This window comes from Treponema sp. OMZ 855 (assembly GCF_024181145.1).
Taxonomy (GTDB): Bacteria; Spirochaetota; Spirochaetia; order Treponematales; family Treponemataceae; genus Treponema.
This window is the reverse complement of record NZ_CP051194.1, coordinates 138915-158697: the sequence shown is the minus strand read 5'-3', so window position 1 is coordinate 158697 and position 19783 is coordinate 138915. Positions and strand designations below refer to the sequence as shown.

14 protein-coding genes are annotated in these 19783 nt (G+C 45.8%); 5 read left to right on the top strand and 9 right to left on the bottom strand.

What is annotated here, in order from left to right; translation table 11 throughout:
• Positions 1-13 precede the first annotated feature (13 nt).
• Positions 14-982: a DHH family phosphoesterase gene (locus E4N65_RS00880; RefSeq protein WP_253673591.1), complete on the bottom strand. Its 969-nt coding sequence runs from the start codon at positions 980-982 to the stop codon at positions 14-16.
• 283 nt (positions 983-1265) lie between these two features.
• On the opposite strand from E4N65_RS00880, the gene E4N65_RS00875 reads away from it, so the two are divergent.
• The 4 genes from E4N65_RS00875 to E4N65_RS00860 are packed head-to-tail and all read left to right on the top strand — an operon-like array spanning position 1266 to position 5909.
• A complete protein-coding gene (locus E4N65_RS00875) occupies positions 1266-2288 on the top strand; it encodes a BMP family ABC transporter substrate-binding protein (protein WP_253673590.1) in 1023 nt (340 codons plus the stop codon).
• Positions 2289-2297: 9 nt separating this feature from the next.
• Complete coding sequence (locus tag E4N65_RS00870) at positions 2298-4016, top strand: ATP-binding cassette domain-containing protein (RefSeq protein ID WP_253673589.1); 1719 nt, start codon at positions 2298-2300, stop codon at positions 4014-4016.
• Positions 4009-5058 carry an ABC transporter permease gene (locus E4N65_RS00865; RefSeq protein ID WP_253673588.1) on the top strand — a complete coding sequence of 350 codons (1050 nt, stop codon included), beginning with the start codon at positions 4009-4011 and terminating at the stop codon, positions 5056-5058. The genes E4N65_RS00870 and E4N65_RS00865 overlap by 8 nt, the downstream gene beginning before the upstream one ends.
• Entirely contained in the window at positions 5055-5909 is an 855-nt protein-coding gene (locus E4N65_RS00860; protein WP_253673587.1) for an ABC transporter permease subunit, read from the top strand. The genes E4N65_RS00865 and E4N65_RS00860 overlap by 4 nt, the downstream gene beginning before the upstream one ends.
• 11 nt (positions 5910-5920) lie before the next feature.
• Here the strand turns inward: E4N65_RS00860 and E4N65_RS00855 are convergent, their stop codons facing one another.
• From E4N65_RS00855 to E4N65_RS00835, 5 genes are all read right to left on the bottom strand, one after another.
• Complete coding sequence (locus E4N65_RS00855; RefSeq protein ID WP_253673586.1) at positions 5921-6793, bottom strand: Rpn family recombination-promoting nuclease/putative transposase; 873 nt, start codon at positions 6791-6793, stop codon at positions 5921-5923.
• Between the two features lie 136 nt (positions 6794-6929).
• Complete coding sequence (locus tag E4N65_RS00850; protein WP_253673585.1) at positions 6930-8468, bottom strand: DUF3375 family protein; 1539 nt, start codon at positions 8466-8468, stop codon at positions 6930-6932.
• A complete protein-coding gene (locus tag E4N65_RS00845; RefSeq protein WP_253673584.1) occupies positions 8455-9798 on the bottom strand; it encodes a Wadjet anti-phage system protein JetD domain-containing protein in 1344 nt (447 codons plus the stop codon). Before E4N65_RS00845 ends, E4N65_RS00850 begins: the two co-directional genes overlap by 14 nt.
• Positions 9799-9988: 190 nt before the next feature.
• Complete coding sequence (locus tag E4N65_RS00840) at positions 9989-13393, bottom strand: ATP-binding protein (RefSeq protein ID WP_253673583.1); 3405 nt, start codon at positions 13391-13393, stop codon at positions 9989-9991.
• 216 nt (positions 13394-13609) lie between these two features.
• The gene (locus E4N65_RS00835; protein ID WP_253673581.1) at positions 13610-14581 is read right to left on the bottom strand and encodes a Fic family protein; all 972 of its coding nucleotides are present in this window, start codon (positions 14579-14581) and stop codon (positions 13610-13612) included.
• A gap of 127 nt (positions 14582-14708) precedes the next feature.
• On the opposite strand from E4N65_RS00835, the gene E4N65_RS00830 reads away from it, so the two are divergent.
• Complete coding sequence (locus tag E4N65_RS00830; RefSeq protein WP_253673580.1) at positions 14709-15290, top strand: DUF4194 domain-containing protein; 582 nt, start codon at positions 14709-14711, stop codon at positions 15288-15290.
• Between the two features lie 71 nt (positions 15291-15361).
• Here the strand turns inward: E4N65_RS00830 and E4N65_RS00825 are convergent, their stop codons facing one another.
• The 3 genes from E4N65_RS00825 to E4N65_RS00815 form a co-directional block, all read right to left on the bottom strand.
• A complete protein-coding gene (locus E4N65_RS00825; RefSeq protein WP_253673579.1) occupies positions 15362-16576 on the bottom strand; it encodes a galactokinase in 1215 nt (404 codons plus the stop codon).
• A 310-nt stretch (positions 16577-16886) separates the two neighbouring features.
• Complete coding sequence (locus E4N65_RS00820; RefSeq protein WP_253673578.1) at positions 16887-18149, bottom strand: hemolysin family protein; 1263 nt, start codon at positions 18147-18149, stop codon at positions 16887-16889.
• Complete coding sequence (locus tag E4N65_RS00815) at positions 18146-19672, bottom strand: hemolysin family protein (RefSeq protein WP_253673577.1); 1527 nt, start codon at positions 19670-19672, stop codon at positions 18146-18148. Before E4N65_RS00815 ends, E4N65_RS00820 begins: the two co-directional genes overlap by 4 nt.
• Between the last annotated feature and the right edge of the window lie 111 nt (positions 19673-19783).

Sequence of the window (19783 nt, the reverse complement as noted above, 5' to 3'; positions counted from 1 at the left end):
GCTTGTATCGGTTTTATTTTCCTTGTTCAGAACGGGCTAATGCAATGATAGCGTTTAAAAATGCGGTTTTGCCGCAGTATCTATCTGCATCTATCGCTCCGCCAGCCATGTGCGCGTGGCCTCCTCCAGACCCCATGTCTTTTACCGTTTCTTGAATTAGATAACCCGCATCAAGTTTGCTATCACGGCTTCGTGCAGAGAGTTTATATTCATGCCCGTTTGTTTCTATTACAATAACAAAAGAAATATCTTTTATCCAAATTAAAAAATCGGCTACAATCGACAAAATGGCTCTTGAGTAATCTTCACTTAATTCTACAATTAAGAAATTATCTATGCGTAAATAGTCGGTAAAAGCCCGTCCTATTTCTTCGAGATCGCAGATGTTTATGGTCGTTTTAATCATTTGATATGTTTTTTGCACATCCGATTTAAAGTAGAGTTCATAATAAGCATCCAGATCAAGTTTGTTTACACTTCTGGATAAAAAAGCCGTATCCAGCTGTATACCTGCAATCATTGCTGTCGCAGTCATTCCGTCATATTCTTTTCCCGATTCTTTCCAATAAGACCAAATAATAGAAGAACAGGCTCCGATTCCCGCCCTTATATCCGTATAAGCTGCTGTAGACTGCATTCGTGCCGGATGGTGATCTATTACGGCCTTTAAGATACCGCCTACCTTTTTTACGGTTCCCTTAAAAGGGGAGCCATCTACAATTACAACTTGGTATTTTTTTAAATCAGCAATTTCATCAAGTTTTAAAAGAGGATAGTCTAAATATTCTACAAATTCTATTAAAGATAGACTTTGAATATGACCGCCATAAGCAATCTCTACTTTGTAGCCGTAACTTTCTAAAAGTTTTAAAAGAGCATACGCCGCACCGAGGGCATCATGATCCGGAAAATCATGCGTTTGTATAAGTACCGGTTGGTCTTTGCTTAAAACCGAGCAAAGCGTAGATAACTTTTCTTCCATAAAGAATAATCCTAAAGTAAAGTAGATAACATTATAGCATAAAAAGAGGTATTTTCCAATCGTAACAATTCGGTGTAATTTATTAAAGGAGAGGTCACACAGGCATTATTATTCTATGGGACTGCTAAAAATAGTCTGACGCGGCCCCCCCCTCGCTCTGTCAAAAATCCTAGACAAGAATAGAGAAATATTGTACGGTATGTACCTGCCGATTAACAATTTTACTATTTTTAATCGCTTTATTCATAATTAATATAGTTAATATAGTAAGTAGGAGTGTAACATGACGTTAAAACAAAAAATCATCATACTCGGTTGTAGTATCGCCTTAATTGCAGGCGTACCGCTTTTTGCAAAACCTAAAACGGTTTCCGTTGCGGTCTTTGTGCCTGGAATTGTCAAAGGGAACCCGACGTATGAATTGCTCGTAGAGGGTGTGCAAGACGCGAAGGCGCAGCTGGATAAAAAAGGTACACCGATTACCGTCAAGGTTGTAGAAGGCGGTGTGAATCAGGGAGAATGGCAAAACGGATTGACGGCGCTTGCCTTAAGCAAAAAGTATGATCTCATTATCAGTTCCAATCCTTCGTTGCCGGCCATTGCAGAAAAGGTGCTGCAATCCGCTCCCAAGCAAAAATTCCTGCTGCTGGACGGATACCTTGCCGGAAACGCTCAAATAAAAACCGTCGGATTTAATCAGTACGAACAGGGTTACCTCAACGGTTACTACGCCGCGCTCATCAGCAGCAGTTCGATGAAGAATGCAAACGCTGCGTATAAGATCGGTCTTCTCGCCGGACAGGAATTCCCGGTTATGAATGATAAAATACGGAAAGGCTACTTGGATGGAGCCAAAGCCGTCAATAAAAACTTTGAGCTCGATTTCCGTGTCCTCGGCAATTGGTATGACGCAGCCAAAGCCTCCGAGCTTGCCGCTTCGATGATTAAAAACAATGTGGATGTCATCTTAACAATCTGCGGCGGCGGAAATGCAGGCGTTGTGGCAGCCGCCCGTGAACACGGCGCGTATGTGATGTGGTTTGACCGGCCGGGCTATTCCTACGGGAAGGACATTGTCGTCGGTTCAACGGAAGTCAGCCAAAAGACAGCCTGTACCGATTCCGTGATTGCCTTTGTGGAAGGACGCTTGGAGTTCGGCACATCGGCAGAACTCGGCATAAAAGACGGTGCGGTAAACTTTGCTTTTGAAGGAGTACCTTCCGCCGTACCGGCAGACATTACTCAAAAAGTAAAACAACTGATAGACGGCGTTAAAACCGGAGCATTGACCTTATCCGCTCACTAGGATTCCTTTGTGTTTTCGACGGAAAACTTACGCTTTACGTTTCCGGAAAACGGTATTACGGCTGTAGACGGGGTAAGCATTGAGTTTGAGGCAGGTAAGATACATGCGCTGTTAGGCGAAAACGGCGCCGGAAAATCAACGCTTGCCCGCCTCTGTACCGGTCATTTACAGCCGGACGGCGGCCGCATCCTTTACAACGGCGAAGCGCTGGACTTACGTTCCGCTGCGGACGGTATTGCACAGGGGCTCGTGCTGACGCCGCAGCATCCGCAGCTTTCGGCGGAGCTTACGGTATGGGAAAATCTTGCAATCGGATTACACACCGAAAAAGATATCGCCGCCAACGTTCTTTCGCCCAAAAAAACTCAAAACGCAATTGCGGCGGCGCTCGCCCGCTACGATATCGTACTGCCGCTCACCCAAAAAGCGGAAACGCTCGATACGGCGCAGCTGCACTGGGCGGCAATCGGAGAAGCGCTGCTTAAAAATCCTTCCGTATTCTTTTTAGACGAACCATCCGCCTCCTTTAGTCCGCAGGAAATTACCCAGCTGTACGGCATACTCCGCAGCTGCGCGGACAGGGGCGCATGTATTATCGTAGTAACGCACCGCATTCAAGAAGTCTTGAGCTTTATGGACACGGTGCATATTCTGCGAAACGGTAAAACGGTCTGGAACGGTTCGATCGATTCTACCGTAAACGCAAACCTCCTGCTGCAAGAAATTTTCGGTTCCGAACAGGCGGAATGGACTGCCGCCGAAGCAGCACCGGATACTCCGCCGATTCAAGCCGACTCCGGTACAGCCGCCGGGTCATCAAACACCAATACTCCGTCATATACAAATACACTGCAACCCGACACGGTATCTCCGGAACATCCGTCTGCGGCATCCCCATCCAAAGCAGCGCTAAAGGGCACGCTACAATCGAGTACGCTCTCTTCGGTATCGCAGTTCCAAAGTTCTTCCACATCGCAGTTTCAGGATGCTGCGGCAAAACCGGCGGAGGGACTGACTGTTTCGCATGTTGCTGCCGTCAGCAGCAGAGGCGTCCGCTTTTCGGATTTTTCGATCGATGTTCCGCACGGGAAGATAACCGGCGTCGTCGGCATAAAAAAACAGGGGCTAGAGCTTTTGGAATATCTATTGGTCAACACGCTCAAGCCGGACAGCGGCACTATCCGGTTTGACGGGCAGCCCCTGAGCCGCATACCGCGCGAAACCTACGCCTACATCCCCAGCAAGCGGATGAGGAACGGCATTGCCGGTAGACACAGCATTGCGGAGAACCTCTATGTCCGCGCACGCACCTCGCTGTACCGTTTCGGTATTTATTCCCCCGCGGCGGTTGAAGCATGGAAGCGCAGCTGTTCATTCGATATTCCCCGCTCGTGGAAAGATTCGGTGTTGAGCTTATCGGGCGGTATGATCCAAAAACTGATTTTCAGCCGCGAACTCGACAATCCGCCGCCGCAGTTGGTTATCTGTGCCGAACCCTATTGGGGGCTGGACAGGAAGGTACAGCTTGCGCTGCTGCAGCGGCTCCGCAATCTCGCTGAAAACGGGGCGGCGGTTATCGTGCTTACCTCGGACGTAGACGCTGCGCTTGAAACCTGCGACCGTATTCATGTATTATACCGCGGCGTCCTGACCCGCTTTATGGAACGTTCCGCATATAACCGCGCGGAAATCATTGCGGCGATGATGCAGGCGAGTAAAGATGAATAAAGATACGCAACAACACCGTCTCAAAAAAGCAGCCCCGCTTTTAAACAGTATTATTTCGGTAACCGCAAGCGCAGCCGCAGCGGCAATCTGTTTGGCGGCGCAGAGCGAAGAACCGCTCGAAACGCTTATCGCGTTTTTTATTTCCCCTTTTACCAACACGTTTTATTTCGGCAATATGCTCGACCAAGCCTCCCTCATTTTGCTCTGCGCAATGGGTTTTATCCTTTCGGCAAAGGCAGGCTTTTTCAACCTCGGCGGTGAAGGGCAAGCGTATCTCGCCTCGTTTATCGCGGTAGAATTCGCATTGCTGACTCCCCAGTTCCCGCAGCCCTTCGGCCTTATCGCCGGATGTATACTCGCGGCTCTTTGCTCCGGCCTTTTAGGTTTTATTTCCGCTTTTTTGAAGCAATTTCTCGGCATTACCGAACTGATCAGCACCTATTTATTATCGTGCGCACTGCTCCCGCTCATCGATTACGGCGTGAATGACATATTCAGGGATTCCTCAAGCAATCTGATGGCAACCCCGTATACAAGCGAAGCGTGGTTCTTCACTTCCTTTTGGAATCCTTCGACATTGAATAGTAGTATCTTTTTTACGGTGATAATAACGGCGCTGCTTTTCTGGATGTTCAAGCGTACCCGCTACGGCTACGAACTCGGATTAACCGGCAATAACCGCGCTTTCGCACAATCCCAAGGAATTAAGGTCGGCTTGATTTCAGTCTTGGCGCTGACATTCGGCGCAGCAGCCCACGGACTTGCGGGCGCATTCAGCGTATACGGCTCGCGGCACTATGTCTACGCAGGCATTACGTCGGGACTGGGTTGGAGCGGCATCTCCGCCGCGCTTATCGGGCGCAATCATCCGTTGGGGGCGGTATTCGGCGCGCTGTTTTTTGCGTGGATGGAAGCAGGCGGCAAGGCTGCGATGCTCCAGACAAGCACGTCCTTTGACCTTTCGTCGATTGTGCAGGGAATTGCGTTTATATTGATAACGGTTGATTTTTTCCGGCAAAAACGAGGGAGAAAACTTTTATGATAACCGCGATTACTTTGATTGCACAAGCCGCGCCGCTGCTGATTGCCGCCTGCGCCGCCCTCGTTTCGGAATATGCAGGGTTATTGAACGTCGGGATAGAAGGACTGATGCTTTTAAGCGCCTTTACAGGAATCGGTGGAATTCTATTAACTGAAAGCCTCGGCGGTCTTATTCCGGGGCTTGCCGTCTCGCTTGCGTTGGGGGCAGGGTTAAGTATGTTTATTACCTATCTTGCTATCTATCGTAAAGCCAATATCTACATACTCGGACTTGCGGTAAACTTAACCGCCGCAGGCTTTGTTTCGATACTCAGCACACGGTTTTTCGGTAACCGGAGCATCGTTGCGCTGCCGCCGGAGCTGCTGCTTCAGCCGCAGCTCGTCAAAACGGCGAGCGCCGCGCTCGCCGTTTTGACCGGCCTCGGACTTGCGCTCTTTTGCCGCTACACCAAAACAGGCTTGCGGATAAAGATTCTCGGAAAAGACTCTGCATTTTTGGATTCGATTGGGGTGCATACCGCACGGTTAAAGATAGCGGCAATGGGTATGTCCGGGGCGGCGGCGGCGTTGGCAGGCTGCCTGTTATCCCTCCAGCTGGGAGCCTTTGTTCCAAACCAAAGCGCCGGCAAGGGGTGGATTGCACTCGTGCTTGCGTATGCAGGCGGACGCTCCGTTATCGGAACAATCTGCGCCGCGCTGTTGTTCGTCTATCTTGAAAATACCATCGCGGCAGCGCAAATCGGTATGGAACATCCGGCGCTTTTAATCGGCCTGCCTTTCGTGCTCGGGCTCTTTCTGATTATCGCCGAAAAGCTGATTATCCGAATATGGAAGCGGTATAGAGGGAAATGATTGATAAGGAATTATTTTATCGCTTCAACCTCTGCTTGGCTGAGTCCTGCAATTTTGCAAATATCGTCAAGCGGATAGCCCATAGTAAGCATTGTTTTTGCTGTTTCGAGCTTTGCTTGGCGGGAACCGCGTGCCTCGCCTTCGGCAAGGCCACGCTCAAGCCCTTTTCTCTCCGATTCGCTTATCATCGATAACCGATCGCTCTCATATTCCCATGCTGCTTCATACCGTTTCCGTTCTTGCTCATCAAGATAAAAAATATCCATCACTTGGTTTGCTTTCGTCATTACCGCATTTCCCTGTGCAAGCATTGCTCTCTTCTCCTTGCTGTCCGTTTTGATAAACATAAGCCATTTCTCTAGGCTTGTCAAATTATCTTTTTGTAGCTTTGTTAAGTCTAAAAAATGAATCTCTAATAACTCATCTAAGAGTGTTTGCTCTTCACTTTCCCGTATCTGATAGATCGAATGCACTTTCCGACTTAGCTTAAAAGGGCTATTCACTACATTGATTGCAATACATTTTTTTAAATTTCCATACTGTAAACCACTGCTGAAATGCTCATGGATCAGTTTAGAACAATAAAAGATACTGCGCTTCGGGTAATAGTCAAAGTAAGTATTCTGCATTTCTACATCGATTTTGCGGCCGTCTTTTAACCGAATTTTTATGTCGAGCCGACCGGTTTTTTCTTTATAGAAACGCGGAAGCTGTTCGGTATTCTCGATACGGACATCATCAAAATCATCTTTACCCAAACTCGCAACCAATGAGATAAACTCAATCATAATATCTTTGTTTTCTTCGCTACCAAAAAGCTTTTTGAATGCGTAATCGTTTCGAGCGGTAAAACGCAACTGCTGAGTTATAATAGATTTTCTCATTCTCACCTCCTACAGTACTTATGCGACTTTTGGAGATTTTTGGCTAAGAAAATTAAAGGTAATAGGGTATTTTTCTATATTTTCTATAATTTAAAAGACATAAAGGCTTCGGCAATGGCATCATTACCCATTATTGCTACCCGAATAGAATCTTAGGCACTGTCAGCGCTACGGACTTGCCGTTGTATGTGTATGTAATCCGCTCGGTTGCATCATCGAGGATAACGGCGGCGGGTTTGAGTTTCGGCGCAAGGGCAAAATAGGCGGCGACTTCGGAAAGACCTTTTTCTATCGGGAATTTTTCGCTCAAGTCGTGCAGCGAAAATTGAACGGCGCTATGGAGAAATTGACTGCGATACTGTTCAATATGTTTTTTGAGCAAGGCTTCATCAATATAAAATTGATTAAAAATACCGCTTCGCTGCAGCAGCGCTGCCGACTCTTGCTCGGTGAATGATACGATCGGTTCAAAGCTTTGGTTAAGCGGCGGAAGAATAAGCGTCCGTGCCTGCGGGAAAGAGAGTTTCGGCCTGGTCTGAATATAAAAATCATCAGGAAAAACAATATCACGTTCGGCTAATTCAAAGGCTTTCGTCTTGATAAAAGCAATAAGTTCGGTCAGCTGTTTGTGATCACCGCAGTCACGCGAAAGCAGCACACGGTTGAGCCGGTGCGTCAGCGAATGGTTGGTGTCGATAATCTTTCGCCCCGCTTCATGCAGATATTGCTTGAGGTGCAGCAGGAAGGAATCCTCCCATGCAATGCCATGCTCGGTGACCTGTGCGATAATCGTCCGGGTTAAGTGGTTGATCTCGTTTTTACCGGCATCGGCTGCAAGAAAGTCCCAAAAAGAATCGAAGGTTTGCCCCTGCGGAGTTTCCTTCATTTCCAAATTGGCATCAAGAGCGTAGCCAAGCACCGCGCCTTTTGTTTCGCTCACCGACTGTTTTTTGTATACATCAGCAAGAATGGCCTTAAAGTTTTCCTCTACCTGCCGGAAATCCGATAAGAGTTCGCGTGCCGCTTTTGAAACTTCACGTAACCGTTCAACCATTTGCACCGGCGTATACACTTCCACCTCTCCGGTTGTTTTAATTGCATCTATACGTTGCTGCAATGCTTCTTTCTGTTTTTCAAGTTCGGCAATTTGTGTTTGAGGATCATGCGTAGTGTTTTCCGAAAGCTCTCTGAGTTTATGCAGAATATCTTGAAAGCGGGATTCGGTACCGATAAACATTTTTGAATCCATCGTATCAAGCCAGGTAAACAGCCGTTCCACCCCTGCGCTCAGTTCGATAATCACATCCTGCCGCTCATTATAGTATTTTTTGATATAGCCGGCCTTTTCCGAACACCATTTATTCGCTAAAAAATGAGCGCGCGCCTCGATGCTTTGCGTTGCGAGTCTGAACTCTTCGCTGTTTTGTATTTCTGCTGTTTCCCCGTCATACCAATCGTCGATACCGCTATTGTCAAGTCCGGAAAATTCCTGCGACCGCAAAAAATCCGCCAGCAGTGTTTCAAACCGATCGGCATTGACGGTTTGCAGATTCCGCTCTCTGAATATTTTAAAAAGAAATGAAATAACCGGTGCGGGATTCTTTGAACGTAAAAGCCGCAATCCCGAATCTTCCGCAATTAAGGTTGCTATATATGCACTGTCAGAGCTTTGCATAACTATTCCTTATCGTTATAAGCGATGAGAGTCTTTCCTTGATAAAATCCTGCGGAAGGCGTTCCTGCTCAAGTCTGTTGCACTCCGTGTGTTCCCGCAAATAATGGAAAAGAGCTAACTCTTCGGCTGTGAGATAGAGGTCTGCAATATCCCGCTTGGAGGATTTTCCGGGAACGGCAAACTGCGCAAATGTTTGGTAAGTTGTACTGTCCATACAAAATGAAGTAACGTCCGGAAAGATTGCACGAAATTCCGACAGGATTTCAAAACCGTGTTCGTCTATATCGCCAAAGTAATAGAGCTTCTTTTGATGCAGATGGATATTGCACTGTAATTGCACGGCAGCAAATCCCGAACCGAAAATACAGACCCCTTTAGGAACGATGGGAAACGTCAGATACACCATCAGATTTTCAACGACAAAAACAGTATCGGCGGAATCAAAGCGAATCGCCGCAAACGATTCAAGCGGTATCTGCACCTCGCCGCTTCCGAGCGTTTCTCCCGCCAGAGTTACACCGATTGCATCATCCAATAAACGGAAACGGACAAACGGCGGCGCTGTGCGGACTCCCCATTCGGCGTACACGGCTTCCGCGGTGTTTTGTAATTCCGTTGCTTTTTCTCCCACGATACGCCCATTGCAGGATTCAGCAGCGAGCGGTTGTGCTCTATCACTACTCTGTCCACCGGTTTCATCTCGATGCCTATTTCTTTTGAGTGCACAATACAGCGAGAAAATAAGCATACGGTTTTGTTCGATAAACTTTGTGTGTACCGGAAGCGGAATTTCGCGCAGGTATAATCCGCACGGGCTGTGATGTATAAACCACTCCGCACATAAAAAAAGCTGCTCCCAATACTGTGCGTCAAACGACTCGGTTAAAACGGAGCTATGTTTAACCGTCCAGTCATGCACAATATCGGCAGCATCAAGTTTGAGGCATTGCGTTTTAATATGTTCGAGGTTTGTTTTGAAATTGCAGGCTTCCGTTTCTTTTTGAATAAATCGCAAAAAATCAGCTTCGCTTTCAAATAGGATTTTTTCAATAACGGTCTGCATGCCCTTGCTGCGGGTTTTAACGACAGAGCTCATCACCGTGTAACCGAATCCCTTTGCCTGCTTTGAATGCCGGTACAGTTTTTCCGCTTCCGTTTTCCGCATGGCAAAATCATCCGTTGCGGAACCTCGTGCCGCCGGAATATGCAACGGGAAAAAAGCATCGTCTCCATTAAGTACGGAATACAGATACGGTACGAATTTATGCTCGGCTTTTTTTCTGATCTCGTCAACACTTATCATACTGTCCTTTGAAAATATACGGCGCATCTACTGCGTCATACGCTGAAAATAAATGCTCAACGTATCAAAGATACGCCTCCGCTTTATTTTCAGCTATCTCCTTGTATCTACACCGTCTATTTTCAAAGGCGGTGATTCTATTTAATGCAAGTATCATTACAAACGTATCAGCAATACTATCTGATGCATTTACCTCATACCGTGAAAATAATACCCCTTACAATATACCGCTTGTAGTTACTCTTTCCTTTTCTTTTTGATATCGGTCAATCGTGATATTCAGTAGGCGCGAGGTATTATCGTTATGCTTTTCGGTAATGTGAACCGATGCGATATAATCTTCTACGATGTTGATTTTATCCATCGGTGTTACGAGAATCATCTGGAGCCCGATCTCTTTAAACAGCTCCATTGCATAGCACGAATTGTCCATATCGATTTTACTGAATACCTCATCGATGATCACCAGCCGTAACGAATATCCCTCTCCACCGGTAATGCCGAATTGAAATGCAATTGCCGATGCTAAAATCGTATAGGTTAATTTTGATTTTTCTCCGCCCGACAAACTTGCAGAATCTTCGTAATATTGTTTTTGCGTATTGTCGTTGAGATAATATTCAATAGCGGCAAAATTAAACCACTGGCGTACGTCCAGCACTTTTTTACGGCGCGGATCATTTTCTTTTAAGTAGGCAATCAGCGTTTCAATTTTTTTATACTCTTCAAATTCCGAACCGGATGTGCGGTTAAAGATGGACGCGGAGTCAGGCAATGCAGCTAACAACAGAGCCTGGAAATCTTTTATGGACTGATCGGTTGTTTTGCGATTTTCCAGCTTGATATATGTCGGAGGATTTTTGCTGTATGGAATTGTTTTTAAGCTTTTATTCAATTCCTCTATTCCGACAATAATCTGCTGACGTCCGGTATCAAGTATGGTCTTAAAATTGGTAATATCGTTTTTTACGTGTTCATTAAAAATGAGCTTAAATTTTTTCCGGCACGAAGGTAAATCATCGCGGTTCACTCGATCATAAAAGGCTTGAAAGTCTGCAAGCCCCGATACTTCCACTTGGAAATCCCGTACATCAGCCTCCCACGACGGAAACTTCCGCTTTATATCCGGCTTAGGGTTTTTCACTGCGGACATTTTTTCGCGGACTTTCCGCTCCGCATTTCTGACAGCTGTTTCCGCCTGTTCGCTCTCTTTATTCAATGCCGATTCAATCCGATCCCGTTCGGTATCAACGGCTTCAGACTGTTCAAAAGTTTTTTGTACACTGAAATGCTCTGTAAAAATAGCGAGCGCTCTTTGTGTTTCTTCACTTTCTCCATCGGCATACTGATGCAGCTGAGCGGTAAATCGTTCCTGTTTGATGCGGATATCCGTCAACTGCTGTTCCGCTTTTGACGATGTTTCAATATAAGCGGTACGCGCTTCTTCTTTTGTTTGCTTTTCAATTTGCAAACCTTGCAATTTATTTTCAAGCTGCCGCAATTCCTTGTCTCCGCGGAGAATAGCTTCCTTTTCTTCAAGAGACGCATTCAATGCAGCCGAATATTTTTGCACATCAAGATCATCCCAGAATTGCATCTTTTCCAAACTGCTCAAGATAGCAAGCTGACCGGTTATATCATCTTGTTTTTTCTTGCTGTCTTCCAGAGCGGTATCGTCTTTCGCAATTTCGTTTTGCAGTTTTTTTAAGCTGAACGAAAGTTCCTGCCGCTTTTGAATATTATCCCAGCCAAGCACAAATGCTTGCCGACCCGGCTGCTGCGGGCGGTCGTCTTTTTCATGGCGTATTTTTGACTTAATTAAACCCGTCGAGGTAAGCGCCTTGGCTGCCCTGCTAAATGCTTCCGTATCATCAGTACAAATATAATCGAATGTGTCATACAGATACGCTTCAAGCCAATCGGAAAGTTCATGCTTTTTTTGTATCTCTAATTTCGCAATAAGTGAATTTTTTTCAGGGAAACTCTTTTTCAGCTGCGGTTTGGTATCTGTTTTAAGGTAGACGAGCCGTCCCCGTAAATTATGTGTTGCCGCATACGTATTCACTTTTGTATAGAGGTGAGGAGGCACCAGCAGACATAACGCAAAGTTATGCAGCAGTTTTTCTATCGCGGCTTCCCATCGGCTTTCTTCTTTTGCGACCTGCAATAGCTCTCCGGCAAACACCAGTTCTTTTTCCGAGCAGCCGATATGTGCGCATATTTGATCCCGTATCCCGATATTATGCGCAGGGATATTCGTTGTCCGTTTACTCAGCGATTCCAATTCTTCGATAATTGCTTGTTTTTCTTTTTTATTTTCCTGATTTTGCGCATTCCGTTCAAGGCTTGATTTATACAGCAAATCTCTTTCCGCACTCAGCTGTTTTTTTAATTCCGGCAGCAATTTGATATTTTCGTTAAATTTCTTTTCCGTCTGCGGAACTTCTAAAGATAAAACGCGGGCGCATTGCTCATAGTCTCGCACATTATTCCGGCATGTCTGCAACCGTAATTCATTGAATTGAATTTTATGCTCAATTTCTTTGATCAGAATTGCCGTGCTGTTTTTTTGAATAACTGCTTTGAGCGAATCCATATCGGCATCAAGCTGTTTTATTTCAGCTTCAAGTATATTTCTTTTATTATCAGCGAGTAACTTTTCTTGTTGTAAAACAACTATTCGTTTTGTAATCGTATCCAGGACTGTTTGTATATACCACAACTGTAAAATCATTTTGAACTGTTTTAATGTTCTATTCTTTTGCTCGCAGTCTTCAAATATTTTTCCGGCATCTAAAATTTCCTGCAGTAGTCTAAGCTGTTCTTGTGCTTTTTCTATCTCGTTGTATATCTGAGAAAGCTCTTCGTAATGCTTTACCAAATCATCAAAATCGCGTTCGGTATCGTGACTTTCAAACATATAGGTTCTGATAAAGTCATTTAAGTTGCCGACTCCTTTCAGTCCAACCGTTTGCGAAAAAAGATAGAGAGCCCGATCCGAACGTAAACCTGCAAGCTGAGAGAATGCTTCTGCATACGGGGCAAAATTATCGACGTAAAATTTGGTTCCGAATACTTCGGTCATGCGTTTTTTCCAATTGCTCTGCGGTGTAAAATCAATCCCTGCTTTTTGTATCTCTTCAATTGAAAGCCGCGTATGTGTTATCGAATAGATTTTTTGCAAGGCTCCGCCGCCGGAAAAAAACCGCACTTGCATAAGCGTTATCGGCCTTTGATCATCTCCCAACACAAAGCAGCCGAGCAAAATAGAAATACAATTTTCTTTTGTGCGTAAATTTTTTGCAGTGCCGGAGGTAAATTCTTCCTCGCGTTTGTTCCCATACGTACCCAGCACATAGCTGATTTCATCACGTTCCCGTTTGCTCTCCGCTCCGGCGGATTGGTTATAAAAGCGCTGCCGCGGCGGCACGATAAGCGACAAAAAAGCATCCACCAGCGTCGTCTTCCCGGAACCGTTTAAACCGGTCAACAGCGTCGCCTTTTTTCCGCACCGCATCGTATACACTTTTGAATCAAAAACACCCCAGTTGTATACTTGAAAAAAATCAAGATACATTCCGTTTTTATCAATATCTTCGGTTTTCAATAAATCAAATTGCATTAGCCGTCCTCCTAAGGTAAACGCATCAGCCGTTTTGGAGTATATTCCCGCAAAATGAGAGGCTGTACCACCAAAGTTTCGCCGCTTTACGGCTCAAATGGTGTTCCAACCTCTTATTTTGCGATATGTGGTCTGGGTGGCTGATGTGTTTACCTTGCTTGTTTTGAAAAAAAATAGGCCGTTCCGTAAACATTAACTATTACCCTATTATTATCCTTAGTTATTCTCTTCAATATGCCAGTAGCCGTTTTTGTCGGCGCCGACACGGGTGATGTGTCCTGCTTTTTTTAACTCTGCAAGCTTGCGGCTTATTGTTATCCGCGATTTGCCTGTTTTTTTTGCAAGTTCTTCGTAGGAAATAGCAGGATTTTCTTTAATACAGGTTAAAATCATATTTACAGTATCATTTACAGTATCATTTACAGTATCATCCTGTTTATTTTCTTGTATCGTTTGCATAATGATTTCAAGCATAAAGTCTATAAAAATCCCGGAGTCGTTTGCTGCCGTACTGTGTTCCAATGCTCTGTAATAGGCTGCCTGATTCTTTAAAATCATATTTTCTATCGGCAGATGTATAAACAATGGATTCCATTCTGCTAAAATACGTGAATGCCAGAGCCGCCCCATTCTGCCGTTACCGTCTTCAAAGGGATGAATAAATTCAAACTCGTAATGAAATACGCTGCTTTTAATAAGCGGATGAGCGTCCGTATCTTTGAGCCATTGAAATAAATCATCCATCAAAAAGGGTACCCGATCGGCAGGAGGAGCAATATGACTGATGCCGTCTTTTCCCGCAATACAGACACCGCCGTACCTAAAATGCCCCGGATGATCCACAAGACCAAACGTCATCAGTTTATGTGCGGCAAGTAAGTCCTCTTTTTTATAGGGATTAAAGGACAGGCACTGCTCATACGCTTGAATTGCATTTTTGGCTTCTTGCACCTCTTTTACCGGTGCGATGATATGTTTTCCTTCAATGAGAGCCGTAACCTGTTCTTCCGTTAGTGTATTCCCTTCGATCGCAAGCGACCCCTGTATCGTTTTCATCCTATTGATTTTCCGCAAGCGTACGCTATCGGAATGTTCAAATCTGATCTTCAAGCGCTCCATTGCGGCAGCTATTTGAGAAATAAAATTGATCGCTTTTGAGGTAATTTTAAACGGCGGTTCATATTGCATTTGTATTCATTATACCGGATTTTTGACAATTTCTCTACCTTGTTTTTAGAGATGCCCAATCGCAACTCTTTCAAAAAAAGGATATACTGACTGTTGAAAAAGGAGCACAGTCATAGGAGGCTGAATAATGACGGCACAGTGGGCGGCAGTCTGTATAAAATTGTTACAAGGGGCTATTTACGAAAATGAGGAACCTGAGGCATGGAAGCTCTTGCAGCAATACCAGCGTGAAATTGCCGCATATTTTGACCAAATCGGTATCAGCCTCTTTATTGAACCGGCCGACGGCTACGCATTTTTAGAGCAAAAAGAGGGCGAAGAAGGGGATTCTAAATCTGTTAGGCTTATCCGGCATTATCCGCTGTCATTTGAGTTATCATTGCTGTGTGTACTGCTGAGGGAGGCATTGGAGCAGTTCGATGTTTCTCAAAACACATCTTCAATTTTAGTACTTAAAGCAAGTGAAATTCGAGGAATGCTTTCCATCTATTTTAAAGAAAAAACCGATCAAACAAAACTCTATAAAGAATTAAATAGGTATTTAAATCAAGTTGTCGATATAGGCTTTCTTAAAAACTTGAGCGAAAAAGACCTCAGCAAAACCGGCGATGCAGATATCGACCCCGCATATGAAGTCCGCAGAATAATACGGGCAAAAGTCAGTGTCGGTTTTTTAGCGGAATTTAAAGAGCGGCTGCAAAAGCTTTAGAAACCGGCTAAACCAATATTTCCCGGCAGCCGGTTTGCTCTTTTCGTGAGTTTTAATAGTTGGGCAGACCTTTAAACCCGCCGCGCACCGTCTCCTGCCTCGCAAGCAAAAAAGGAAGCTGTCAGTCCTGTTTTTTCGGTGTAGGCTTTGCCGACATGGGCGGTAAATTCCGCAACGGCATCTTTTTGCACTAAGGCAATGGCACAACCGCCGAATCCCGCGCCGGTCATCCGCGCACCTAAGCAACACGGTTCAGCATTAGCAGCATCGGCAAGCGTATCAAGTTCAAGACCGGTTACTTCATAGTCGCGCCGCAGCGAGTCATGGGACGCCTTGAGCAGCTCGCCGAGTTTCGGCAAGTTACCGGCTTTTAGCGCCGCAACCGCTGCAAGTACCCGTTCGTTTTCCGTAATACAATGGCGCACCCGTTTATAGATACGCTCATCGGCTATTGCCGCCTCAACCGCACTCAAATCAGCAGAGCTCAAGTCACAGAGGTTATAAATAGGCTTAATCTTCTGTAAAAGAGCAAGTCCTTCCATACATTCGGCGCAGCGTTCATTATACTTTGAATCCACAAGCGCACGTTGCTTATTGGTGTTCATCACAACAATGCGGTAATCACCCAGAACAAGCGGTACGTATTCATACTCAAGCGTTGCCGTATCAAGCAGCATCGCACATTCTTTTTTACCCATTGCGATACTGAACTGATCCATAATTCCGCACTGCATATTCATAAAAATATGCTCAGACTCCTGCCCCATTTTAGCAAGTTCTACCGCATCAACCTTAAAGCCGAACAATTCGGCGACTGCCCGCCCGAAGCCGACTTCCAGCGCAGCCGACGAAGAAATACCGCCGCCTGCAGGCAACTTGCTAAAAAACAGCACCTCAAATCCGCTTGTCAGTTTATATCCGCCTTTTTGCAGCATCGCGAGCATACCGTTCAGATAGTTCGCATATTGATTTTCTCTCCGGTAGCAGAAGGTTTCCGTAGAAGAAAATTCAAGTGCACCCGGAAACCGTATATCATCATAGATAATCGTTGTATCGGCTCTCTTGCGCAGCAGCACATAGAGGTACCGGTCGATCGCCGCAGGAAACACCTTCCCCCCGTTATAGTCGATATGCTCCCCGATAATATTGATACGGGCAGGGGAGGCAATCATCATGATTTCTTCCGTACCTGCTCCATACCGCTCGGTAAAGGCCTTTGTCAATTCCGCCTTCATCTGTTCTTCCGGCAAATCGGTTAAAAACTGTATAAATTCATGTTGTGTCATAGTGCCCCTCCCTTTAGGATTATTACAGCAGACTGTTTTTTAACAACCCCGCAGAATAATGAGGTTGCTTAACCAGAATTGAACCTGCGGTTCAAATGGTTGCTCAACCTCATTATTCTGCGATTCTGATTTATCTGTCTGTTGTGATAATCCTTCTGCTAAATAAAATAAACTGTGTGAAATTTTTGACAAAATTTCACACAAAAGGTAAGCAACCGTTTGAAATATTTTTGGTACGGTTGCCTTATTCTGTTGTCCAACGGTTACTCTTATTTTCGGCATTAGTTGGCTGGTGTTTTATAACCAGTGCTTACAATACCGATGAAAGGTCTGCGATGACGGTATCGATTCGTCTATTGATAATATGAGTAACGGTAAACGTTATCCGTCCGCAAGTGATCCTCTTATTAGTATGCGGCAAATATCCCCATTTTTCAAGCAGAAAACCGCCAAGTGTGTCATAATAATCGGAGTGAAAATCGGTGTGCAGTAATTCGTTGCAATCTTCCAGCCGCAAAGTACCGGGGAGGACAAGCTGCGAAGTATTGATAAAACGCACCGAACGCATCGGATCGTTCCGTGCCTTGCCGTACTCATCCTGCACCGTACTGAACACCGCGGCAATGATATCATCCATCGTAATGAGTCCTGCCACACCGCCGTGTTCATCGATGACGATTGCGATATTTTGCATCTTGGCATTCATCGCTTTGATAATAGAAAAGATGGAAGCTCCCTCGGGAACAAAAATCGCAGGACGCTGCAAAGTTTCAAGTTCAGGCTCCCGCCGCTCCTGCAAAGCAAACAGCAGCGTCTTATAATGGATAATACCGGTAACAGTCTTTGTTTCGGAATCGTAGACAGGCAAGCGGGAAAAACGGCTGCGGCGGAACTGCTCGATAACCTGCGGAAAAGTCGCGGCAGAATCAACGTAACTAATTGCCGTACGCGGCGTCATAATATTGCGGAGCTTAACATCCTGCAGCAAAACGGCTTTGCGCAACAGCGCTTCTTCTCCGGCGGCGAGGGCGCCGTCTTCTTGCCCGATATGCACGAGCAGTTGAAGATCTTTTTCCTTGAGTGTATCCGGCGTTGTTTTCGGGCGGGCATTACACAGCCTAAGCACCGCTTTTGTCAGCAGCGAGAACACCGCCACAATGGGGCGAAGCAGTGTGTAACACACATACAACGGCAGCGAGGCTTTCTTGCCGATCGATTCCGCCCGTTCGGCTGCCAGCGCTTTAGGGAAAATTTCGGCAAGAATGATGATGAGTACGGTAATAACCGCAGTTGCTGCGGGAACAGCCTGTGCGCCGAACACATTGAGGGTAAAGGCGGTAATAAGACCCGAACTCAGCGTGTTGACAAAATTGGTACCGATGAGCGCAGTCGTAACGATTTTTTCTTTCATCTCCACCAGCCGAGCCAACCGTTGGGCATTCCTGCGGGAGCTTTTTTTAAGATTGCGGTATTCCGATCGCGTAATAGCGGTTACCGCCGTTTCGGTACCGGAAAAAAAGGCTGCACAGGCGAGCAGGATAATTATCTCAACACTGATAACGACAACGTTCATTCTTCCGCCTGCATCCGCACTTCAATTTGCACAATACGGTTTGCTTCAACCTTCGTTACGGTAAAAAGATATGGTTCTGCGGTAATTGAATAACCTGCCGCCGGGATTTCACCTGCTTTCTCCATAATGTAACCGCCGATGGTATCGCTATACTGCGATTCAAGGTTGAGGTTCAGCTTTTCGTTTAAATCGCCGAGCCGGGTAATGCCTGCGATGGAGAAAACATCCGCTACTTCGCCTTCATCATGAGCGGTACCCGCATCACCGGCTCCTGCCTGTACCGTTTCCGCCGTATCAGCGCGTATGTTTACCCCCGCAACAGTACTGTAAGTATCCTTGCCCGCCTCTGCGGTATCTATGTTTGCCGGTTCGGCAGTTTGTCCAGGTTGCAACGGCTGCACTACCCCAACCTCCTCACCGGCAGCACCGGCGGCTTTTGCAACAGTATCTGTTTGTCGAGCTGTACCTGCTTGCACAGCAGCGTCTGCCGGTACGACAGTTTCCCGTACATCATATTCGTCAAGAATACTACCGAATATTTCTTCGCTGACATCCTCGACGGTTATCAATCCCGCAGTGCCGCCGTACTCATCGAGTACAATCGCCATCGTTTGCTGCTCAGTATGGAATTTTTTTTCCGCTTGAGCGAGCTTCGTTGTTTCAAATACAAAAAGCGGTTTACGCAGATAGGCGCTTACCTGAAAGGCAGCACTTCCGTCCAAGTATTCGGGAGAAAAGAGAAAATCTTTAATATAGAAGAACCCTTGTATGGCATCGATATTTGTGCTGTACACCGGAAAGCGCGAAAAGCGGGATTTTTTTGCCAACTCTATGATCTCTTCCGCAGATGACCCGATGTGAATTGCCGTAATATCACGCCGCGGCGTCATCACACTGCGAACCGAAAAGTCGCCGTAACGGAGGATGTTCGTTAGCAACATACGTTCATCACTGCCGATAAAGCCGCCCTCCTCCCGCGCTTGAAAAAACTCGCGTAAATCGGCCTCAGTAACAGCCGCCGTGTTTTGCGCTTCACGGATTCCGCAAAGCCGCAGCAAAACATCGGTAATCGCAGAAAAAAGTGCAACAACCGGCGAGAGTATCGCCATCAATAATAAGATAAAGCGGGCAAAGACAAGGCTCAAAGCATCGGGATACACCAACGCAATCGACTTAGGCAAAATTTCGCCGAAGATCAATAGCAGTACCGTACCTGCGGCGACCGCAATACCCAACCCTGAATCCCCGAATATCCGCAGCGTGGCGGCAGTCAGCACTACGGATATAGCGATGTTGACAATACTGTTTCCTATCAAAATTGTTGATAAAAATTTTTGTTTATTTTGCAGAATCTTTTCCGCCCGCGCCGCCGCACGGTTATTCCGTTCGCGCAAAAACCGCAGCTTGAGCTTATTCAAAGATAAGAACGCCGTCTCCGCTGACGAAAAAAACATCGACAGCAAAAAAAGCGCCAATAAACTGATGAGCAGTAAAATTATATGCGGGGGTTCTCCAGTATCCATATTCGATAGATTATATTAAAAGGAAATGTTAAAAATGTCAATTTTTACTAAGAGTGCTTCCGGCTTGACAAAATACGATACGGCATATACCCTTTTATTAATAACACCTTT

Bases quoted from the DNA above. Each gene is read 5' to 3' on its own strand.
- E4N65_RS00835 (WP_253673581.1), bottom strand. From the start codon at position 14,581: ATGCAATATGAACCGCCGTTTAAAATTACCTCAAAAGCGATCAATTTT.
- E4N65_RS00825 (WP_253673579.1), bottom strand. From the start codon at position 16,576: ATGACACAACATGAATTTATACAGTTTTTAACCGATTTGCCGGAAGAA.
- E4N65_RS00855 (WP_253673586.1), bottom strand. From the start codon at position 6,793: ATGAGAAAATCTATTATAACTCAGCAGTTGCGTTTTACCGCTCGAAAC.
- E4N65_RS00850 (WP_253673585.1), bottom strand. From the start codon at position 8,468: ATGCAAAGCTCTGACAGTGCATATATAGCAACCTTAATTGCGGAAGAT.
- E4N65_RS00815 (WP_253673577.1), bottom strand. From the start codon at position 19,672: ATGGATACTGGAGAACCCCCGCATATAATTTTACTGCTCATCAGTTTA.
- E4N65_RS00880 (WP_253673591.1), bottom strand. From the start codon at position 982: ATGGAAGAAAAGTTATCTACGCTTTGCTCGGTTTTAAGCAAAGACCAA.
- E4N65_RS00820 (WP_253673578.1), bottom strand. From the start codon at position 18,149: ATGAACGTTGTCGTTATCAGTGTTGAGATAATTATCCTGCTCGCCTGT.
- E4N65_RS00865 (WP_253673588.1), top strand. From the start codon at position 4,009: ATGAATAAAGATACGCAACAACACCGTCTCAAAAAAGCAGCCCCGCTT.
- E4N65_RS00875 (WP_253673590.1), top strand. From the start codon at position 1,266: ATGACGTTAAAACAAAAAATCATCATACTCGGTTGTAGTATCGCCTTA.
- E4N65_RS00840 (WP_253673583.1), bottom strand. From the start codon at position 13,393: ATGCAATTTGATTTATTGAAAACCGAAGATATTGATAAAAACGGAATG.
- E4N65_RS00845 (WP_253673584.1), bottom strand. From the start codon at position 9,798: ATGCGCCGTATATTTTCAAAGGACAGTATGATAAGTGTTGACGAGATC.
- E4N65_RS00830 (WP_253673580.1), top strand. From the start codon at position 14,709: ATGACGGCACAGTGGGCGGCAGTCTGTATAAAATTGTTACAAGGGGCT.
- E4N65_RS00860 (WP_253673587.1), top strand. From the start codon at position 5,055: ATGATAACCGCGATTACTTTGATTGCACAAGCCGCGCCGCTGCTGATT.